This window comes from Pseudomonas frederiksbergensis (assembly GCF_001952935.1).
GTDB classification, from domain to species: domain Bacteria; phylum Pseudomonadota; class Gammaproteobacteria; order Pseudomonadales; family Pseudomonadaceae; genus Aquipseudomonas; species Aquipseudomonas frederiksbergensis.
This window is the reverse complement of the sequence record NZ_CP018319.1, coordinates 5,541,358-5,557,407: the sequence shown is the minus strand read 5'-3', so window position 1 is coordinate 5,557,407 and position 16,050 is coordinate 5,541,358. Positions and strand designations below refer to the sequence as shown.

Genomic DNA, 16,050 nt, shown 5'->3' with positions numbered 1-16,050 from the left:
CGGCTGTAACCCTGGATTTGAGACCCGTTAGCCAGAAAGCAGGTTAGAGTGTTCGTCAGTGTCTGTTCATCAGGACCCTCCACTCGATTCGCATAGTTGCGCCAAGCGACGCCAGCGAACGAACAGGGGCAAAAAAACCGTATATCAATCGTCATGTGAAGAATGAATCGTCCGCTGTTTGTTTCTCTAGATGGACCCAAGGGCGCCGGCAAAACCACACTGCTGGAGGCCGTTACGAAAGCCCTGAGGGCCGATAACAAAAAGGTGATCCGGCTTTGCGAGAAAAAAAGTGATCCCGACAGGGGTGAAACAATGGCCCTCGTTAACAAACTCGTCAGAGATCCCACCCGGGATTTGGAGTTGGAGGTTTGTGCGCGTTTTGCTGATAGCCGTACCTGGATTTCACAACACGTGCTGGCTAAGCAGCCACCCGGCAGCATCATCTTGATCGATCGCTGGTACCCGTCAGATGCCGCGTTTCGCCGGATAGTCCCGTTTGCAGAGATTCTACAGTTGAACATTGATCGAAATGTGCGTGTGCCAGACCTGCACGTTGGAGTTGTCACCGCCCCTGAAATTTCATGGGCGAGGGCAGCGGCACGACGGCGTGGGCTGAGCAGTACTGTGATCCATAAGCTGGAAGAACATGTCGCTTGTACCAAGGCGTTCGAGCGAGCGATTGCGGATCACGGCTGGGTTCTATGCCGTAATGAAGGAACAATCGAGGACGCAACGATGCAGGTGGTTTCCGAGATCTATAGAGTCCAGGCGCAGCTCGCTGCACCGGACTTGATGCGGTTGAGATAGCCGTAGATATAGATCGATTGTCCCGCTCGCATGGTTTCAGAGGACGCGTTGAGCGACCTTTAAGGCCGCTCAATTGAAGCAGGCGTTACCAAAGAATGAATGCAGATGCCGTTGTTTGATTCAGGTTGATGTTGCCGACCTCCAATATTTCATACTCAGCGCGGACGCCGATATTGCGAAACACATCCACTTCAATACCCGCCCCGTAGGTCAAGTCCACTCCGGTGTCATCATCGCTGGCGTTGCCGTCAGCATCCCAGGCATGAGCACCGACACTACCGAACATTCGCACCCGCTCTCCCAGTGGGAAGCCGACATGCGCACTGGCTTGAACCGATCTCCCATCGAAATCAAGATCCTTGTCCTTGAATTGGCCGAGATCAACGAAGGCGCCCTCAAAGGCCAAATAGCCGTTGAGGCGATAGCCTGCGAAAACCTTATAACTGGAGTCTTCATCGCTCAGATGGGATTTGTCGGTTTCAATATTGCTGACACCAGCGCCAAGATACAAACCTTTGTCATCCGCAAGCGCCTGAAAAGATAGCAATGAAAGTAGAGAAACGAAGCCAAGGTTTCGAAGCAGCATATGAAGTGTTGTCCTTCTACAGGTTGTCGATTGTGAGGTGTTTGCCGAATTTGAGTAGTCGCGAAGATTAATAGAAATCTTTGATTGATATTTATGAGTCATTTTCTGTCACTGTAAGGTTTTAATGTTCGCCGGACATTGAAAATACCGCCTGGCCAAAGCATGTACAGGGAGTGCCGGTTCGGTGAAAGCGTGTCTGAAATAGCCAGTGCCAACGTCACCCATAGCAATACGATGTCCACACACTCGAAGTCTGTGCAATTGAGTCGCTGCTCCTTTGTGATTAAACAAGGCAATTTCGTTGATTTCAAAAACGATGGCGGACGGCGGTATGTTGTACGTCGCCATAATGCCGGCCACAAAGTCGGGAAAGGTCTGGTCTAGCAGGTCGTGGGCGGTAAGTTTGATGGTGATGTAGAAATCCTTGCATGCCCAGAGATAGGTGCTGTAATCCTCCGCAACACGGCGCATGACCGAGCGCGTGAGTTCGCGGATCAGCTCGGACTTCTCTGCCGCTGTGATGAATGAATCTGCTGCAATGGCGGCGCCTTTAGGGCTCCAGCGAGAATGTGAATCGGCGCCGAGCAGATATCCCTTCCTCGAATCAACAATAGGTTGGTAGTGTACGTCCAGCTTGTCCGCCCGGATTGCCTTGCGAAGCTGAACGACGGTCGAGGTGTAAAACCTAAGCATCTTCCATGAAAGGTAAAGCAGTGCTTCCAACATGAACGCGAGGGCAATGAATAGCTTCCATTTTAGAGTCGTCAAGTCACTCAGCTCATGAATTTTATTAAAACCCTGCTCAACAAGGCTGTCTGCATAACTATCGGCAAGAAACCATGCAATTAATGCCACAACAGCCGTTGCGCATAAAGCTGATGGGCGAGTTTTAAATAGGGCTTTAAACGCAGCAATCATAAAAACTCCGAGGAACTTGATTTGACTGGGGGTTAGGCCAGAGGGGCATTTTAACTGTTAATCAACCAGGCCAACACGACACCGCACAAATAGGCAGCAATGCAAAAGAGGATTTTGTGCTTGAGTGACAATGGCTTTAATCGATAGCGCATGTTTGTTCTCCTGGATCTTTAGCAAGCAATGCAGGCCATTTTATTTGGTAAATATAGAAATATTAATTGTTTCGATGGTTAATTTTTAAACGGGTTTTTCTGAGTTGCGCCTTGCGGTTTCCGAGGGAATTTCCCCATAGGCATTCTGATAGGCCTTGGAAAACCGGCCTAAATGATGAAAATTCCAATACATGGCAGTTTCGGTAACCGTAGGCCAGGTGTTACGGATCAAATCTCGGCGGGCCTTGGCGAGTCTGAGATTTCTAATATAAGCAATTGGTGAGGTGCCGAACGTTTCGACAAAACCGAGATGTAAGCTGCGAGTTGTGGTTTCAAGCTGTTTTACCAATGACTTCATGCTCAGTGCTTTTTTAATGTTTTCATGGATGTAATCTATTGCTTCTGTTGCGACTATTCTTCTTGACGGGATTTTAAGTGCGGAGCGACCAACAGGAGTCAAAGCGTGCAGGAGTGAAATCAATAACACGCTTTCAAAGCCTGACACTTCTGAGCGCCTGCGCTGTTTTTCGGTGATGCCATTGATATCTGTAAAACAAGCGTTGACGACTTGAATGGCAGACTGCATTAATTTGAAATTTGCAACCTGGAAGCTTTGGTTTTTTCGATGGGCGAGCACATCGATAATTGAGTGATTATCGGCGCATTGTGCATAGTGCTCCAGTGTCGTGGTCAGCGTATACAGAGTTTCATTAGGTTCGCAGGTGTACTGTACGGCCTCACCGCTATACAGCACGATGACTTCATTAGGCCGAAGTTCATGATTATTTACAGAGGGGCGGCCAATGGGCGCCTGTGAAATGGCAATGGTTACAAAACCTTGAGGAACAGAGCTGTTCAGGGTGACAACAGAATCGAAATCCAGCCGGCTGCATTGGAGAGTTGGACTATCAATGAGCTTAAACTGTTGAATACTTGCCTCATGCTCTGCCGGAATGAGGCTGACTATCCACTGGCCGATGATTCTATCGGGTTTGTTAGCGGGAATGGGCGTTACATGAAAGACTTGGTCAGGAACTGTTGTGCTCATAGAGTTTAACGCTCTTCAGCTAATGAGTAGTGCAAAGCCATTGTTCAGACTTTATGTCAATGACTTGGCGTGAGTTCCAATGCCGCTGAAAAAACGTACGTATCGCTCAATGGCAGCTCCAACAGGCTCTGAAGTTTACAGGGCGCTATTTTCGAACCAAAGATTGCCGTTTGTTGAACTCCGATGGCCGTCGCATCAAAGGCAAAATAGTCATTGATACGATAGCTTGTGCAAATCCTATAAATGGAACTTTCATCGTCAAGCTTCTTCTTGTTGCTTTCAATTTGCGCCAGGTCGACGCTATAAAGCTCCTTGTATCCAGCCATGGCCTTGAGTGAAAGCAATACACCAAATGATACGGTTGCAAAATTTTTTAGCCGCATTGACAAGCTTCCATGTTGATGATTTTTCAGTCAGAGCAAAGTGTCCACCGCATTACTGTCGCGGCGTGGCCTTTGAATAATCGTCCCCCCACGGTGCTTGTAAAAGTCAAAAACTCATATTTTCAATCATCAATAGGCCAGCCGATTTGCTGATACACAAGAAGGCGCCTTTACTGTTCGTAAAGGCAAAGCAGCCAGGAAAAATCATCAAAGCGGAACGGTTTTTAAGGGGGAGGGGGATTTGATTCAAGTCAATAATTATTATTTTTACTGTCGGAATGAGCTTCAGAAAAAAACCATATCAATCCTTGATGGCTGGTTAAGCTTGCTTAAGGGATTGACGGTTGATGGTTTAGTGATTCATGCAACGCAAACGGCCGACTTCGTGCACATAAAAACATACGGCGTTGTCATCGGTGACAGGTATGAGCTCATAGTTTAGAACGGCGCCTTCCTGCAGAACATACTGGCGCCTGAAAAATAGATCGGGTGTCTTTTCAATGGCGAATAGCTCGTTATCCTGGCTCAGCTTAACGTTATTGATCTTTAGCTGGAGGTGATGATCGCTTTCCCGGATAACATTTGCAGTGATGGTGGCGTTACGAGTTTTTCCGTTCAAGTTTTCCAAAGAGGTTTGTGTTAGTCGGCCGTGCCCGATGGTCAGATACTCCTCAGTATTGAGCTGATTCAAGTCTTCGAGCCATTGTCGGGTGAGGGTCTGATAACTGATGTTTTCCATGTAATAAGATGGCGAATAAAGCAAGGAAAAAATGCAAGCGGCGTTGATGATTCCAAGCACTATCCAGTGAGTAATTGAAGGTGTAGACAGCTTCATAGGGTTGCCTCCAGACATTGCCGGATCATTAGTGCGAGGTCTTTCTGATCGCTATTTAATTGTAAGTTTGCTGTGCTTGAATCCGGACGGAGGCACGAAACGGAATAATTTGTTTTATAGAGATTCAGCCAGACCTGACCTTTTAAATTGGGCGAGGACTGATGAATCTGTTTGGCCGAAAGATCTCTCAGTGATTGAGCCTCGGCGACAGTGTGACCTACAGCATGGATGAACAGTTCGTTCTGTTTTACGCTGGAAATCTCTATTTTTGGGGTGTCGAAGCCGGAGCGGAACCCTGTGTAGAGGCATACTCCCACGGTCAGGACATAACCGATCAAATGAGCTTTTGTTATGTAATTTGATTTTATGGTTTTTTCTGAAAGTCGCGGAACATCATCACGCCCACTTGGCGGTAGTTCTTCAATGACGGGCTCGCAGGGTTGCTCGGCTTCACCTGCTGGCATCGGCAACTCTGCCTGGGCATCAACTATATATTGACGATTGAAGCAATATCCTCTTCGAGGAACCGTCATCAAGATTTCGTGATCTCGACTGTCGTTAAGAGTGTTTCTAAGTGAGAAAACGGCCTGGTTCAAACTGCCAGAGGCGACGACGCGGTCATTCCAGACGTAGTCGGTAATCTCTTCACGGCTTTTGGTCTGACCGGGCTCCATAAGCAGTAGATCCAGTAGACGCGATTCAGCTCTACCTATCGTGGAGGTTTGAACATCGCCATAGGGTGTCGTGATGGAAAGCAAGGCGGTATCTGGGTCGAAAAGGGCCATGGCACCATTTTTCAACTTGAAGGCGTAGCGCATGGGAGTCCTCCGTTCAGTTGGTTCTGGCTGAGTATAGAGATGGTTTGAGAGGCTGGATTTGACGCAATACGTGCTTGTCGGGGGAGATGAGCGGCTATTTGCGGCCAAGCGCGGAAGGTGCAATCAGGTCTTGCAGACAATGCTGGAATAGCTCTCGGAAAAGTGACTGGCGTCAAGCAAGGGTAATCCACGGGGTTTCAATTCGGGGGCGGTCATGATGCTCGATATGAGTATTTCGCGCTATCCGAAAACTGCAAGGCAGAGCCATGCATGCCTTGCGTAAATATGAATCGGTTTAGTCATGCCGGATTCTTTCGACCAAGAGGCAGGCCGTCTCTGAACACGTTTCTCACGACGAGGTCAGGGCAGGATGGAAAGGAAGGGGAGTGAGATGACTTCAGGGGAGGGCGAGTCTACAGGCATTCCAGTGCTGCACGCTCAAGGCTGGATGCTAGAAAAGTCGAGGCTGTCAGTTGGCGCTCGTATAGATAAACCTTGGCACCATTCTTTGCCTTGTAAGCCGCCAGCACGTTGTCTACGGCTACTTTGTTCGACATCACGATCGTGTAACTGTGATTACTGCGAGACACGGTCGGATTGAGTTTGTTGTCTTTCAATTTCGGTTCAACGCAATCGACGTATTGTTCCGGCGACTTGTCTGTTTGCAGGATTGAAGTCGGGTTGTTCGGGGAGAAAGAACAACCCACCAATAGCAAAAACGCAAAGGTAACCATGGGTACAAAAAAGAGATGCATCGGTAGAGTTCTCAAATGGATCAAGGCAAAACGTTATAGCCACGCTGTTGTAGGCAGCCGCAGTACACGGAGTTGTTGGCGGTGATGTTTTGTTCGGTGGCGGCAAGATTCTGTCTGCGCTCCTGACGTTGTCTTGAGGCGCCGACCACCACGCCGGCCGCAGCGGCACTGCGCGCACGATTCTGGCGATAATCCTGCTTGGTATCGTCGTCGATCTGGTCATAAACGTTGTCATATTGCCGGCCGCGAACCTGCGCAGCAGTCGCGCCGGCGATAGCGGCTGTGGTGGCGCCTTTTATCCGACCTCCGGAAGGCACTGTGTTCTGTGTCGGAAATTGAGCATTCGCTTGTGCCTCGCAGGCACTGGTATCTTGCTGAATGGCCTGGGAAGTCTGGTTTTTGAGTGGAACCAGCGTTACCGCCAAGGCTCCAGAGCTGGCTAGCAATAGACAGGCCGATAAAGTAAGGGTCGATATTTTCATTAAGTCGGGCTCTCGCCAGGCAGCATGGAGCCTGACGGATTATTCAGAGATATTCAGCGTGGCCGCCGTTCCGAAACCCCATGCCCGTTTGCTTGCAATGCGAAGCCATGACAATGGATGGCAGGCAAATCAACGTGCCATGGGGTATCCCGTGGCAGCTACTGCTTGGAAAGCAGGGCCTGCATGTCGGTCGTCACGGTTTTGAGTGCGACTTTGAAGTCATTGGGGGCTATTGGCTGATTGGCATTTTTCAATGTCTCGCCGAACACCTTGCGAACCACCTTGACGACCGGCAAACCGGTTTTGGCATCGATCAGGTCCATTTCGAGATACAACTCGGCTGTCTGATCACGATGGCCGGTGGCTGCTTGTGTGGCCCCGACGACTGCTGCGATCGGTACGACCTCATACCAATGCATGCCCTCGTTGTTGGCGCTGACGTGGGTGATCGCCGCCTGCAGAATCAATGTCCGTGAATCGGTCGGTGTTTGCTGCACATTCGAGACGACCGTATAGGCGGGGACCAAGGCGTTTCGGACGCTGTCGCTGGCCATGATCTTTACGTCTTCCAGGGTTTTCAGATTGACACGTGCGGTTGGTATGGGCGCTGGATACAACTCAACCTCCGTGAACACGACAGTGGAATATGCATGGGGGTCAAACCCCGGCGCGACCCAGCGCATCACCTTTTGTTCACTCTGCGTAGTTTGTTCTTCCAGTCCCTGATAATTGGGCAGAAAGCCCGAATATTGTTCTTGCTGCGCCACCTTCGCGACACACCCGACTTGAAACACGCAGCTCAAGGCAATCCCCACAATCCATTTATTCGACATGCTCATGTGTTCTGTTCTCAAGTAATGAAAGTTGCCGTTCAGGTTCCTGCCTCCCGTACCGACCTGAGCGAAGCAAGGCTGGCGCCTGCACGTCGGTCGAGGCGGGGCGGATACTGCCCGGTAAGGGCCGGATAATCCGAATCAATAACCCTCAAAAACTATTAAAAACGACACCAGCTTGCAGCAGCCGTCGGATTACTCGCCATGAACACCAGAGTCGTAAGAAAGAACCGTTGGTAGAAGTTCCGCCCCGACACACTATTTAACATAATATACATTACACGTAACAAGGTGTTTCGAGATTGGCCCGGTTGCGCGCAGATTTTTCAGCGCTCAAATCACCTCTGCCACTCAACGTCTCAAACAGCTGCCTGTGTTCGGGAAATCACTCGGTAAGCTGCTGCTGACTGCCCAACTCCATATCTGCAAAATCAAACCCTGGGTAACCGCTTCACCAATCAGGCCGTATCCCGCCAATCTATTTGTAAGCTGCGAAGCTTTTCCAGACGCCACCCGGTACATGTAAACAGCAGATATTGTTCGGCGCGATTCATCACTGCCCATCACAACCGTTTTTATTGTGCCGTCCGGAAAATCAGGCTGTAGTGAATTACATCTCCCACGTGGTATTCAACGCACATGTCTGATTGGTTCAGAGGAAAATAACCATCGGCGAACCCTTCATCAGCAAGTAGTAAACAGATGTCATCAGGCCGTGCCGACCTCCAACAGTCTCAACCATTGCGCGGCGTTGAGCTTGAAAGGTTCTGCGATAGAAACCGCTTTCATGTGGGATACCCAGGCTCGAGGCTGTGATTACAGCCTGCAGCGCTGGGAATGTGTTCATCAAAGGTGTTGGTAAATCATGTGAAATAACGAGCAATCCATGCGCAACATCTATCATGTCTATTGGTGCGATTAATAATAACTATGCTAAATAGCTCTTTAGTCGAGCTAGCCATCAGAGCTTGAGCACACGAGCACTCATTACCCTCGCCCCCCTATTGTTATTCACGCCGCACTGGTGTTTGCGACACGAGCCGTGCGGATAAACAAGGCGCGCACTTTCTCCCAGAAATTACCCCCTAATACGAAAAAGCTGGCGATCAGCATGAGATCACCCAGCGCTTGAGCTTGCCAAAGGTTGGGTCTGAGGCCTGGCCAAATGCTGTCGATGTAGGGTTCAAGAAAAGAAGAAATAAGCGGCACGAAGAACATAACGATGCCAATTCTGTGACGCCATGGGCCCACTTCGACATCCGCGCTAGGTGCAAGTGAGGACACATATCCGAACAGGCTTCGTTTGAGCTGTTGGAATCCGGCTTTGCCCATCACCGCAATAACGATGATCAACAGGACTTTGTTGCTGATGAACAGCACGCCGGTCAGTGCCGCGATCTTTGATCCAGGCACGTCGGCAGCCGCGGCGAGAGGCACCAATAACCAGGAGCCCAGCATCAAGCAGATAATTGCTATCCCCAACTTAAAGCGCCAGCTGGCTGAATGCGATTCAGCGACACCTTCGGTGTTACTCATAATTTCCGTACCTTTTTTGACTGATCACAGTAGATTTGATGGCGCTTAAAAAGCGTAGCAGCCAAGTGCCCATTTGGACGGCTATGCTCCAGTGAACTTTGTTGGGCGGGAAACGCGGAATGCATCCAGGTACAACCCTGCTGAATTGGCCAGGCCGGCTCGCGCTGCTTGGCGTACTCGGCCTCAGTGGCTGCGTACGACTCGGGCCGGACTTCCAGCCGCCCGGCGAAGAATGGGTCAAACACTGGAGCACCCCTGCCCTCCAGCAATCCAGCCAGCGGAGCCTGAACCCGGACTTCCGTCAGTGGTGGCATGTCTTTGCCGATCCTGTCCTCGATCACTTGATTACCGAGTCGGATGCACGCAACTCCAGCCTCAAAATCGCCGGCCTGCGCGTCATGGAAGCCCGCGCCCAACTCGGCATTGCTCAAAGCGGTCTTTACCCGCAACTGCAGCAAGCCAGTGTCGACAGTCTTTACTTCAACCGCAAGCAGTCCGGCGGGATTAATCCGCAAGACAGTCATTTCTGGCAACACAGCGCGGGGTTCGATGTGGGTTGGGAGCTGGATTTCTGGGGTCGCTTCAGTCGCGCCATCGAATCATCCGATGCCAGCTACTTCGCCGCCCAGGCCAACTATGAAGACGTACTCGTACTGCTGCGCGCGCAAGTGGCCGATACCTATTTTTCGCTGCGCACCACCGAAGCCCGTTTGCGTGTCGCCCAGGAAAACGCCAAGCAGCAAAAACGCAACTTCGAGATTACCGAGAAGCTCTTCAACAGTGGCCAAACTGCCGAACTCGACCTGCAGCAAGCCAGAACCCAGTACCTGGGTACGTTGAGCACAATCCCCAATTTCGAAGACCAGTTGCAACGAACCCGCAACGCGTTGGCGGTGCTGGTTGGTCAGCCGCCCGGCGCACTGCCGCAACTGGTCGAGAGCGTAGGACTGATCCCGCTGGTCGATCGTGCCGTGTTGCAAGATGTGCCGGCCAACTTGCTTTTACGTCGGCCTGACGTACGCGCTGCCGAGCTTAATGTCGCCGCCCAGTCTGCGCTGATCGGTGTGGCCGAAAGTGATTTCTATCCGTCGCTGACCTTGCTGGGCAGCATCGTCTGGTCAACCGACACGCTCAGTGGCACGCCCCGGAATCTGGATCTGATCGGCGGTCCAAGCCTGCGTTGGAATCTGTTCGATCACGGCCAGATCAGCAACAACGTTCGCGTGCAGGATGCGCGGTTGCAGCAGCTGATCGAAGCCTACCGCGACAAGGTTCGCCAGGCAGCACGCGAGGCGGACGATGCGGCCTATGGACTGATCAAATCCCTGGAGCGCGAAAGCATCCTGCGTGAGGCCGAAGTGGCGGCCAAACGCTCGCTGGTGCTGGCCAGCGCGCAGTATCGCGAAGGTTATTCGGACTTCCAGCGGGTGCTGGACGCGCAGCGTGCCTTGCTCGAACAACAGGACAATTATCTGGTCGCCCGCAGCAATGCCGTGAGTAATGTCATTGCCTTGTACAAAGCCGTGGGCGGTGGCTGGTACAGCGCCCAGCCGAAAGTTGATCCAGCCACCCGCCAGCAAATGGAAAAACGCACCGACTGGGGCGATCTGCTGAAAGAGCCCGCCGCTGCACAGCCTGCCATTCCAATGTCTTACAAGGTAAAAGACCAATGAGTGAAGCCGCCAAGCCCACGCCCGAGACACCTGTCACCCAGGCGCCTGCGCCGGCTGCCGATCCTGCAAAAAAAGGCATCAAGTGGGTGCTGGTACTGATCCTCCTGAGTCTGACCTGGTACCTGTTGGCAGATCGTTTCACACCCTATACACAACAAGCCCGGGTGGGCGCCTTTGTGATTCCGGTCGCCTCGGAAGTGGCAGGTCGCGTGATCCGGGTGAACGTGCGCAACAACCAGGACGTCAAGGCCGGTGAAGTTCTATTCGAGGTGGACCCTCAGCCGTACCAGATTGCCGTCGACCGTGCACGTGCCGACCTTGAATCGACCCGTCGACAGATCGGTGCAAGCACCGCCGGCATTGCCTCGGCGCAAGCCAACCTGCGGGCAGCCCAGGCCAATGAACTCAAGGCGCGTCAGGACAATCAGCGTCTTGAGGGTTTGTATCGTGAAGACCCCGGCACCATTTCCGTACGACTGCTCGAGGTGTCTCGCGCCAACCGCGAACAGGCTGTGAGTCAGGTCGCTGCGGCCCGCGCCGAAGTGCAGCGTGCGCGGGAGCAGGAAGGTGGCAGCGAGGAGGACAACGCCTTGCTGCGCAGTGCCGCCACGGCGTTGTCCAAAGCCGAACTGGATCTGTCCAACACGCAGATTCGCGCTCGCTCGGCCGGATTGATTACGGACCTGCGCACAGATGCCGGGCAATTCGCTGCGGCCGGTAGTCCGGTCATGACCCTGATCGCTATTCATGATGTGTGGGTCAGTGCGGACATGACCGAGAACAACCTCGGTCTGGTGAAGCTCGATACGCCGGTTTCGATTGTTCTGGATGCTCTGCCGGGCGAGATATTCAAGGGGCGCGTGCGCAGCGTCGGTTACGGCGTCAGCGTGGGACAGACACCCGCACCGGGCACCTTGCCCAGCGTGCAGAACAGCCGCGACTGGTTACGTCCGGCCCAACGTTTTCCAGTCATTATCGAGTTCTCGCCAGACTCATTGAACACGTTGCGTGACAGTCGGGGGATCCGTGCCGGTGGGCAGGCTGAAGTCATGGCCTTCCCCACCGAGGGCAATCCGTTGAACCCTCTAGGACACGTATTTGTGAGGTTCATGAGCTGGCTGAGCTATGCCTATTAAAGGTATGTCTACCCGGCGCACGCCGCGAGATCAACGCGCACTGCGCCTGGCTACCGGTACGGCGTTGTGCCTCACTGCCAGTTTCGGCCTGGGCTTGCCGATTCCTTTTTTGGCGCCGGTGCTTTGCCTGTTGTTACTGGCCTCGATCAATCGCCCGCTGCCGTTCAAGGCCGGGCTGGTTCTCGCACTGGCCGCGCTGTTGACCACCGGCATCGGCCTGCTTTTGATCCCGCTCCTGCGTTATTACCCTGTTAGCGGCGTGCTATTGATCAGCGTCGGTCTGTTCCTGGCCTTCCGTTTTGGCCTGCGCGGCGGCAACACCCTGATCATGACCTTCCTGGTGATTGGCCTGACCATGATTTCCTCGGCCGGTATCGCCGAATTCGAACTGGCGGCGATGGTCATCGGCGCACTGGTCAAGGGCTTGCTGCTCGCCGTTGTCGTCGTGGCGCTCAGTCATGGATTATTCCCCGACCCACCCAACACCCCTTCTCCGCCGCCTGCCCCGCCCCTGCCGCCAGCAGAAGTCAGTCGGATTGCGCTACGTGCAACCCTGATCGTGTTACCGGCATTCCTGCTGGCGTTGATCGACCCGGCCGGTTACCTGCCGATCATCCTGAAGGCCGTCAGCCTGGGTCAGCAAAGCTCTACGACGAATGCCCGCAACGCTGGTCGCGAGCTGCTCGGCTCAACCTTGCTCGCAGGCCTGCTGGCGATCCTGTTCTGGAGCGCCCTCAGCCTGTTTGTGCATTTGTGGATGTTCTTTCTATGGATGTTGCTGTTCGGCCTGGTGCTGGCGCGCAAGCTGTATGCCCTGAGTCCGACGCGATTCACCCCGGGATTTTGGCTCAACACCTTGATTACCCTGATCATTCTGTTGGGTCAGTCGGTACAGGACAGCGCAGCAGGCAAGGACGTTTACACCGCGTTTGCCATCCGCATGGGCTTGTTCATCCTCGTGACGTTGTATGCCTGCCTGATGGTTCATCTGCTCGATCAACGGCGGCAAAATGCCGTTCAAGGATTAACCTGATACCCCTTCCCTTGCAGGCAACTGGTATAGGCGGTTGAACTGGCTGAAGCGCTGGTTTTCTCTTGTGCCCGACGTTCCTGACGCTGACGCGAGCCACCGACGACCGCTCCTGCCACGGCGGTCTCCTTGGCGCGATTCTGGCGATAGTCCTGCTTCACGTCATCGTCGACACGATCATAAAACTCGTCATGCTGACGTCCACGCACCTGGGCCCCCGCCGCACCGGCAGCAGCGCCCGCCGCAGCCCCCTTCACTCTTCCGCCGGAAGGCGATGTAGCCGAAGCGCTCTGGCCGGCCGCGATATTCTGGCATTCGGTAATGTCCATTTGGGTTTGTTGCGAACTCTGCCCTTTCATCGGCACGACTGTTTCCGCCCAACCCTGGGTCCAGGAAACCGACAGTGCGATGCACAGGCTAATCGATGACAAGCTTTTCATGATGACCTCCGACAGGGCCCGGCACTCTGCAAGCACACTGGGTCGGTAAACAGACCGCTCAATCCGTCACACCTTGTGATCCTGAGCGTGGTTCAGCATAAAAGATTGTAGATCACCCCTTCTCACCCGCGCGCACCCTTCCCTATTCGTGATCAGCGTGCGGAATTTTTTCGCGCCTGCACACGTCATGACCTAACCTCAATGGCTAAAGCCGCTGGTGGCATGCCTATGCGTCCTGTATTGAAGTTACTCATATTCGTTGTGTTTGCGCTGATGGGGGCGAACATCGGCGGGCTGTCGGCGGATGAACTCCCCGACACTTCTAATAACAGTGAGACCAGCGCAACCGTTAATGTGTCGAAAAGCGATCTGGAAGCACTGCAATTAAGGCTGGACAACCTTAAGCAGCAGGTGTCACTGACCAGTAACTACACCCAGTTGATAGGCTTTCAGGACAACGTTCAGTTGCTCTTCAGTGATGTGGACAAGTTGGTCACCGCGCTGCTGCCCGAGCAAGCTCAATTGCAAGCACAACTCAGTGTGCTCGGAACGACATCCGCCACCAGCGTTGCCATGGAAAAGTCCGATCTGGTGAAACAGAGGGCCTATCTCACCGCACAAAAAGACAAGGTCGATAACGATCTCAACATACTGCTGGCCATCAAGGAAGGCGCAACTAATCTCATCACCCAGATTGCCGCTATTCGGCGCACCCAACTGGAAACCGAGCTGGCCCAGCGCACCGCCAGCTTCCTCAATCCCCGCTTTTGGTTACCGCTGTTTTCTCCACTGAAGGAGGATGAAAACCGTCTGAGGTTTCTGATTGACCAGTCCAACAATGTCATCCAGTCGGTCTGGCAACCCGGCCGGCGTACCGCGACCGTCACATTGTTATTGCTGGCCCTGGCCTTCTGGACGCCGGGACGAAGACTGGCTGAACGGGGTTTGACATGGATCTGTATCCATCGGGTACCCGAAGGTCGCTTGCGCAGAAGTTCATTGGCGATTGCGACGGTAGTTGCCACGATGTTGAGCGCGGTTTGTGCCATAGAGCTCATCTCCGCGGCGGCTACCCGCTTTCAACCATTACCGCAGCCACTTCAAGGTTACTTCGACGATGTCGAGAAAGTCGCTTACGCCTGCGCGCTGATTGTCGGTTTGAGTCGGGCCCTGCTGTCCAAACGCAATCCCTCATGGCGGTTGCCAGGCATCGCCGATGAAGTAGCACTTGCAATAAACCCTTTTCCGGCGTTGCTGGCCGGGTCAATGCTGATACTCATCTCGCTGGTACAAGTCACCAACGCAACGGGTATGAGTACGCAAGTGGTGCTCTTTAGCCGGGGCGTCGTGTCATTAGTGGTCATTATGATTATCGGTGCGCTATTGATACGCGTCAGTAGAACCCGCCGGGCGATGGTTGTTGCCGGCGAACATCCCGAGTCAGGAACTACGCTGGCGGGGGTGATTTATACCGGCGTCAGTATCGCCGTGCTGATCTCCATTTTCGGCCTGCTGATCGGATACATCTCCCTGGCCCGATTCATCACTTACGAAATTGTCTGGCTTTATATCGTTATCGCCAGTTTCTATTTGCTGACGCAGTTATTCAGGGACTTGTGCGATTACCTGTTTTCGCCAAAACAGCCAAGCGGCAAGGCGATCAAACAGCTGCTGGGTATCGGTGACGTACGACTTGAACAAATCGAGGTTGTCGTGGCGGGTATTGGCAGAGCGGCGTTGCTGCTGATTGCCGTCATTACAACGTTTGTGGGGGGAATTGGAGCGACCTTTGGCCAACTGACTGACAGGGTTTCAGCGATCCTCGGCGGCGATGGATTGCGCAAGCTAAACATCATTCCAGGCAACCTGTTGAATGCGGTCCTCGCGCTGTTGATCGGTATTTACCTGATTCGATCGCTGCGCAGATGGCTGGATAACGAATTCCTGCCGAAAACCGATATGGACCCTGGCATGGGAGCGTCGCTAAGCACCCTGTTCAGTAATATCGGGTACGTCCTGGTCATTCTGCTGGCGTTGTCTTCGTTGGGCGTCAAATGGACGAATCTGGCCTGGATCGTCAGCGCGTTGTCGGTGGGTATCGGCTTCGGCTTGCAGGAGATCGTCAAAAACTTCGTATCCGGGTTAATCCTGCTCACCGAACGTCCGGTCAAGGTCGGCGACCTGATCAGCATCAGCGGGGTCGAAGGCGATATCCGGCGAATCAATGTCAGGGCCACCGAGATACAGCTCAGCGACCGTTCGATCGTGATCGTGCCCAACTCGCAGCTTATTTCCCAGAACCTGCGCAATGTGACCATGGGCGGTAGCGCCCAAGGGGTGGCCACGCTCGAATTGGTGTTCCCTCTGGACATCGACCCCGAAGAAGTCAAAAACCTGCTGTACACCGCTTATCAGGAGCATGAAACCATCCTCGACAAACCCCCTCCCGTTGTCCGCTTCAGCCATCTGAGCCCTGATGGCATCACCCTGACCATCACCGGCTATGTCAGCAGCCCAAGGATTGTCAGTACGACCAAGAGCGATCTGCTCTTTGAGATCCTGAAGCGATTGAGTGCGGCCGGCATCAAATTGGCCAAACCGGCCCCTGCTGCGTAAGC

At 53.3% G+C, this 16,050-nt stretch carries 16 protein-coding genes and 1 pseudogene; 5 read left to right on the top strand and 12 right to left on the bottom strand.

Annotated elements, in window-relative coordinates:
- Positions 1–162: 162 nt before the first annotated feature.
- The gene (locus PFAS1_RS26105; RefSeq protein ID WP_076031097.1) at positions 163–807 is read left to right on the top strand and encodes a dTMP kinase; all 645 of its coding nucleotides are present in this window, start codon (positions 163–165) and stop codon (positions 805–807) included.
- A gap of 85 nt (positions 808–892) precedes the next feature.
- Here the strand turns inward: PFAS1_RS26105 and PFAS1_RS26100 are convergent, their stop codons facing one another.
- The 11 genes and pseudogenes from PFAS1_RS26100 to PFAS1_RS26050 all read right to left on the bottom strand — a co-directional run bounded on the left by PFAS1_RS26100 (position 893) and on the right by PFAS1_RS26050 (position 9,153).
- On the bottom strand, positions 893–1,393 hold the full coding sequence (locus PFAS1_RS26100) for an outer membrane beta-barrel protein (RefSeq protein WP_076031096.1): 501 nt from the start codon (positions 1,391–1,393) through the stop codon (positions 893–895).
- Between the two features lie 108 nt (positions 1,394–1,501).
- The gene (locus PFAS1_RS26095) at positions 1,502–2,311 is read right to left on the bottom strand and encodes an EAL domain-containing protein (RefSeq protein ID WP_076031095.1); all 810 of its coding nucleotides are present in this window, start codon (positions 2,309–2,311) and stop codon (positions 1,502–1,504) included.
- Positions 2,312–2,548: 237 nt separating this feature from the next.
- Positions 2,549–3,511 (bottom strand): helix-turn-helix domain-containing protein, encoded by a 963-nt coding sequence (locus tag PFAS1_RS26090; protein ID WP_076031094.1) that lies wholly within the window; start codon positions 3,509–3,511, stop codon positions 2,549–2,551.
- A 56-nt stretch (positions 3,512–3,567) separates the two neighbouring features.
- Entirely contained in the window at positions 3,568–3,894 is a 327-nt protein-coding gene (locus PFAS1_RS26085; protein ID WP_076031093.1) for a hypothetical protein, read from the bottom strand.
- A 352-nt stretch (positions 3,895–4,246) separates the two neighbouring features.
- A complete protein-coding gene (locus PFAS1_RS26080; protein WP_076031092.1) occupies positions 4,247–4,729 on the bottom strand; it encodes a hypothetical protein in 483 nt (160 codons plus the stop codon).
- Positions 4,726–5,547 (bottom strand): winged helix-turn-helix domain-containing protein, encoded by an 822-nt coding sequence (locus tag PFAS1_RS26075; protein WP_076031091.1) that lies wholly within the window; start codon positions 5,545–5,547, stop codon positions 4,726–4,728. Before PFAS1_RS26075 ends, PFAS1_RS26080 begins: the two co-directional genes overlap by 4 nt.
- Before the next feature lie 413 nt (positions 5,548–5,960).
- Positions 5,961–6,302: a hypothetical protein gene (locus PFAS1_RS26070; RefSeq protein ID WP_076031090.1), complete on the bottom strand. Its 342-nt coding sequence runs from the start codon at positions 6,300–6,302 to the stop codon at positions 5,961–5,963.
- A gap of 20 nt (positions 6,303–6,322) precedes the next feature.
- A complete protein-coding gene (locus PFAS1_RS26065) occupies positions 6,323–6,784 on the bottom strand; it encodes a hypothetical protein (protein WP_076031089.1) in 462 nt (153 codons plus the stop codon).
- 158 nt (positions 6,785–6,942) lie between these two features.
- On the bottom strand, positions 6,943–7,623 hold the full coding sequence (locus tag PFAS1_RS26060) for a DUF3313 domain-containing protein (protein ID WP_076031088.1): 681 nt from the start codon (positions 7,621–7,623) through the stop codon (positions 6,943–6,945).
- 379 nt (positions 7,624–8,002) lie between these two features.
- Positions 8,003–8,464 (bottom strand): annotated as a pseudogene (locus tag PFAS1_RS30110) (cupin domain-containing protein).
- 164 nt (positions 8,465–8,628) lie between these two features.
- The gene (locus tag PFAS1_RS26050) at positions 8,629–9,153 is read right to left on the bottom strand and encodes a transporter suffix domain-containing protein (RefSeq protein WP_076031087.1); all 525 of its coding nucleotides are present in this window, start codon (positions 9,151–9,153) and stop codon (positions 8,629–8,631) included.
- A gap of 119 nt (positions 9,154–9,272) precedes the next feature.
- Between PFAS1_RS26050 and PFAS1_RS26045 the strand changes: the two genes are divergently transcribed.
- From PFAS1_RS26045 to PFAS1_RS26035, 3 genes are read left to right on the top strand one after another with little or no spacing between them, the layout of a single operon-like run.
- Complete coding sequence (locus tag PFAS1_RS26045; protein WP_076031086.1) at positions 9,273–10,826, top strand: TolC family protein; 1,554 nt, start codon at positions 9,273–9,275, stop codon at positions 10,824–10,826.
- Positions 10,823–11,962, top strand: coding sequence for an HlyD family secretion protein (locus PFAS1_RS26040; protein ID WP_076031085.1), 1,140 nt, complete (start codon positions 10,823–10,825; stop codon positions 11,960–11,962). Before PFAS1_RS26045 ends, PFAS1_RS26040 begins: the two co-directional genes overlap by 4 nt.
- Before the next feature lie 4 nt (positions 11,963–11,966).
- Entirely contained in the window at positions 11,967–12,995 is a 1,029-nt protein-coding gene (locus PFAS1_RS26035; protein ID WP_076031084.1) for a DUF2955 domain-containing protein, read from the top strand.
- On the opposite strand, the gene PFAS1_RS26030 is transcribed toward PFAS1_RS26035, so the two are convergent.
- On the bottom strand, positions 12,980–13,432 hold the full coding sequence (locus tag PFAS1_RS26030) for a YMGG-like glycine zipper-containing protein (protein ID WP_076031083.1): 453 nt from the start codon (positions 13,430–13,432) through the stop codon (positions 12,980–12,982). The genes PFAS1_RS26035 and PFAS1_RS26030 overlap by 16 nt on opposite strands.
- A gap of 228 nt (positions 13,433–13,660) precedes the next feature.
- Here PFAS1_RS26030 and PFAS1_RS26025 point away from each other — a divergent pair, with 228 nt between their 5' ends.
- Positions 13,661–16,048: a DUF3772 domain-containing protein gene (locus tag PFAS1_RS26025; RefSeq protein ID WP_076031605.1), complete on the top strand. Its 2,388-nt coding sequence runs from the start codon at positions 13,661–13,663 to the stop codon at positions 16,046–16,048.
- The last annotated feature ends 2 nt before the right edge of the window (positions 16,049–16,050 follow it).

Excerpts from the sequence above, each read along its gene's own strand:
- PFAS1_RS26060 (WP_076031088.1), bottom strand. The coding sequence starts at position 7,623 with ATGAGCATGTCGAATAAATGGATTGTGGGGATTGCCTTGAGCTGCGTG.
- PFAS1_RS26035 (WP_076031084.1), top strand. The coding sequence starts at position 11,967 with ATGTCTACCCGGCGCACGCCGCGAGATCAACGCGCACTGCGCCTGGCT.
- PFAS1_RS26075 (WP_076031091.1), bottom strand. The coding sequence starts at position 5,547 with ATGCGCTACGCCTTCAAGTTGAAAAATGGTGCCATGGCCCTTTTCGAC.
- PFAS1_RS26080 (WP_076031092.1), bottom strand. The coding sequence starts at position 4,729 with ATGAAGCTGTCTACACCTTCAATTACTCACTGGATAGTGCTTGGAATC.
- PFAS1_RS26070 (WP_076031090.1), bottom strand. The coding sequence starts at position 6,302 with ATGCATCTCTTTTTTGTACCCATGGTTACCTTTGCGTTTTTGCTATTG.
- PFAS1_RS26100 (WP_076031096.1), bottom strand. The coding sequence starts at position 1,393 with ATGCTGCTTCGAAACCTTGGCTTCGTTTCTCTACTTTCATTGCTATCT.
- PFAS1_RS26095 (WP_076031095.1), bottom strand. The coding sequence starts at position 2,311 with ATGATTGCTGCGTTTAAAGCCCTATTTAAAACTCGCCCATCAGCTTTA.
- PFAS1_RS26090 (WP_076031094.1), bottom strand. The coding sequence starts at position 3,511 with ATGAGCACAACAGTTCCTGACCAAGTCTTTCATGTAACGCCCATTCCC.
- PFAS1_RS26105 (WP_076031097.1), top strand. The coding sequence starts at position 163 with ATGAATCGTCCGCTGTTTGTTTCTCTAGATGGACCCAAGGGCGCCGGC.
- PFAS1_RS26065 (WP_076031089.1), bottom strand. The coding sequence starts at position 6,784 with ATGAAAATATCGACCCTTACTTTATCGGCCTGTCTATTGCTAGCCAGC.
- PFAS1_RS26085 (WP_076031093.1), bottom strand. The coding sequence starts at position 3,894 with ATGCGGCTAAAAAATTTTGCAACCGTATCATTTGGTGTATTGCTTTCA.
- PFAS1_RS26030 (WP_076031083.1), bottom strand. The coding sequence starts at position 13,432 with ATGAAAAGCTTGTCATCGATTAGCCTGTGCATCGCACTGTCGGTTTCC.
- PFAS1_RS26040 (WP_076031085.1), top strand. The coding sequence starts at position 10,823 with ATGAGTGAAGCCGCCAAGCCCACGCCCGAGACACCTGTCACCCAGGCG.
- PFAS1_RS26045 (WP_076031086.1), top strand. The coding sequence starts at position 9,273 with ATGCATCCAGGTACAACCCTGCTGAATTGGCCAGGCCGGCTCGCGCTG.
- PFAS1_RS26025 (WP_076031605.1), top strand. The coding sequence starts at position 13,661 with ATGCGTCCTGTATTGAAGTTACTCATATTCGTTGTGTTTGCGCTGATG.
- PFAS1_RS26050 (WP_076031087.1), bottom strand. The coding sequence starts at position 9,153 with ATGAGTAACACCGAAGGTGTCGCTGAATCGCATTCAGCCAGCTGGCGC.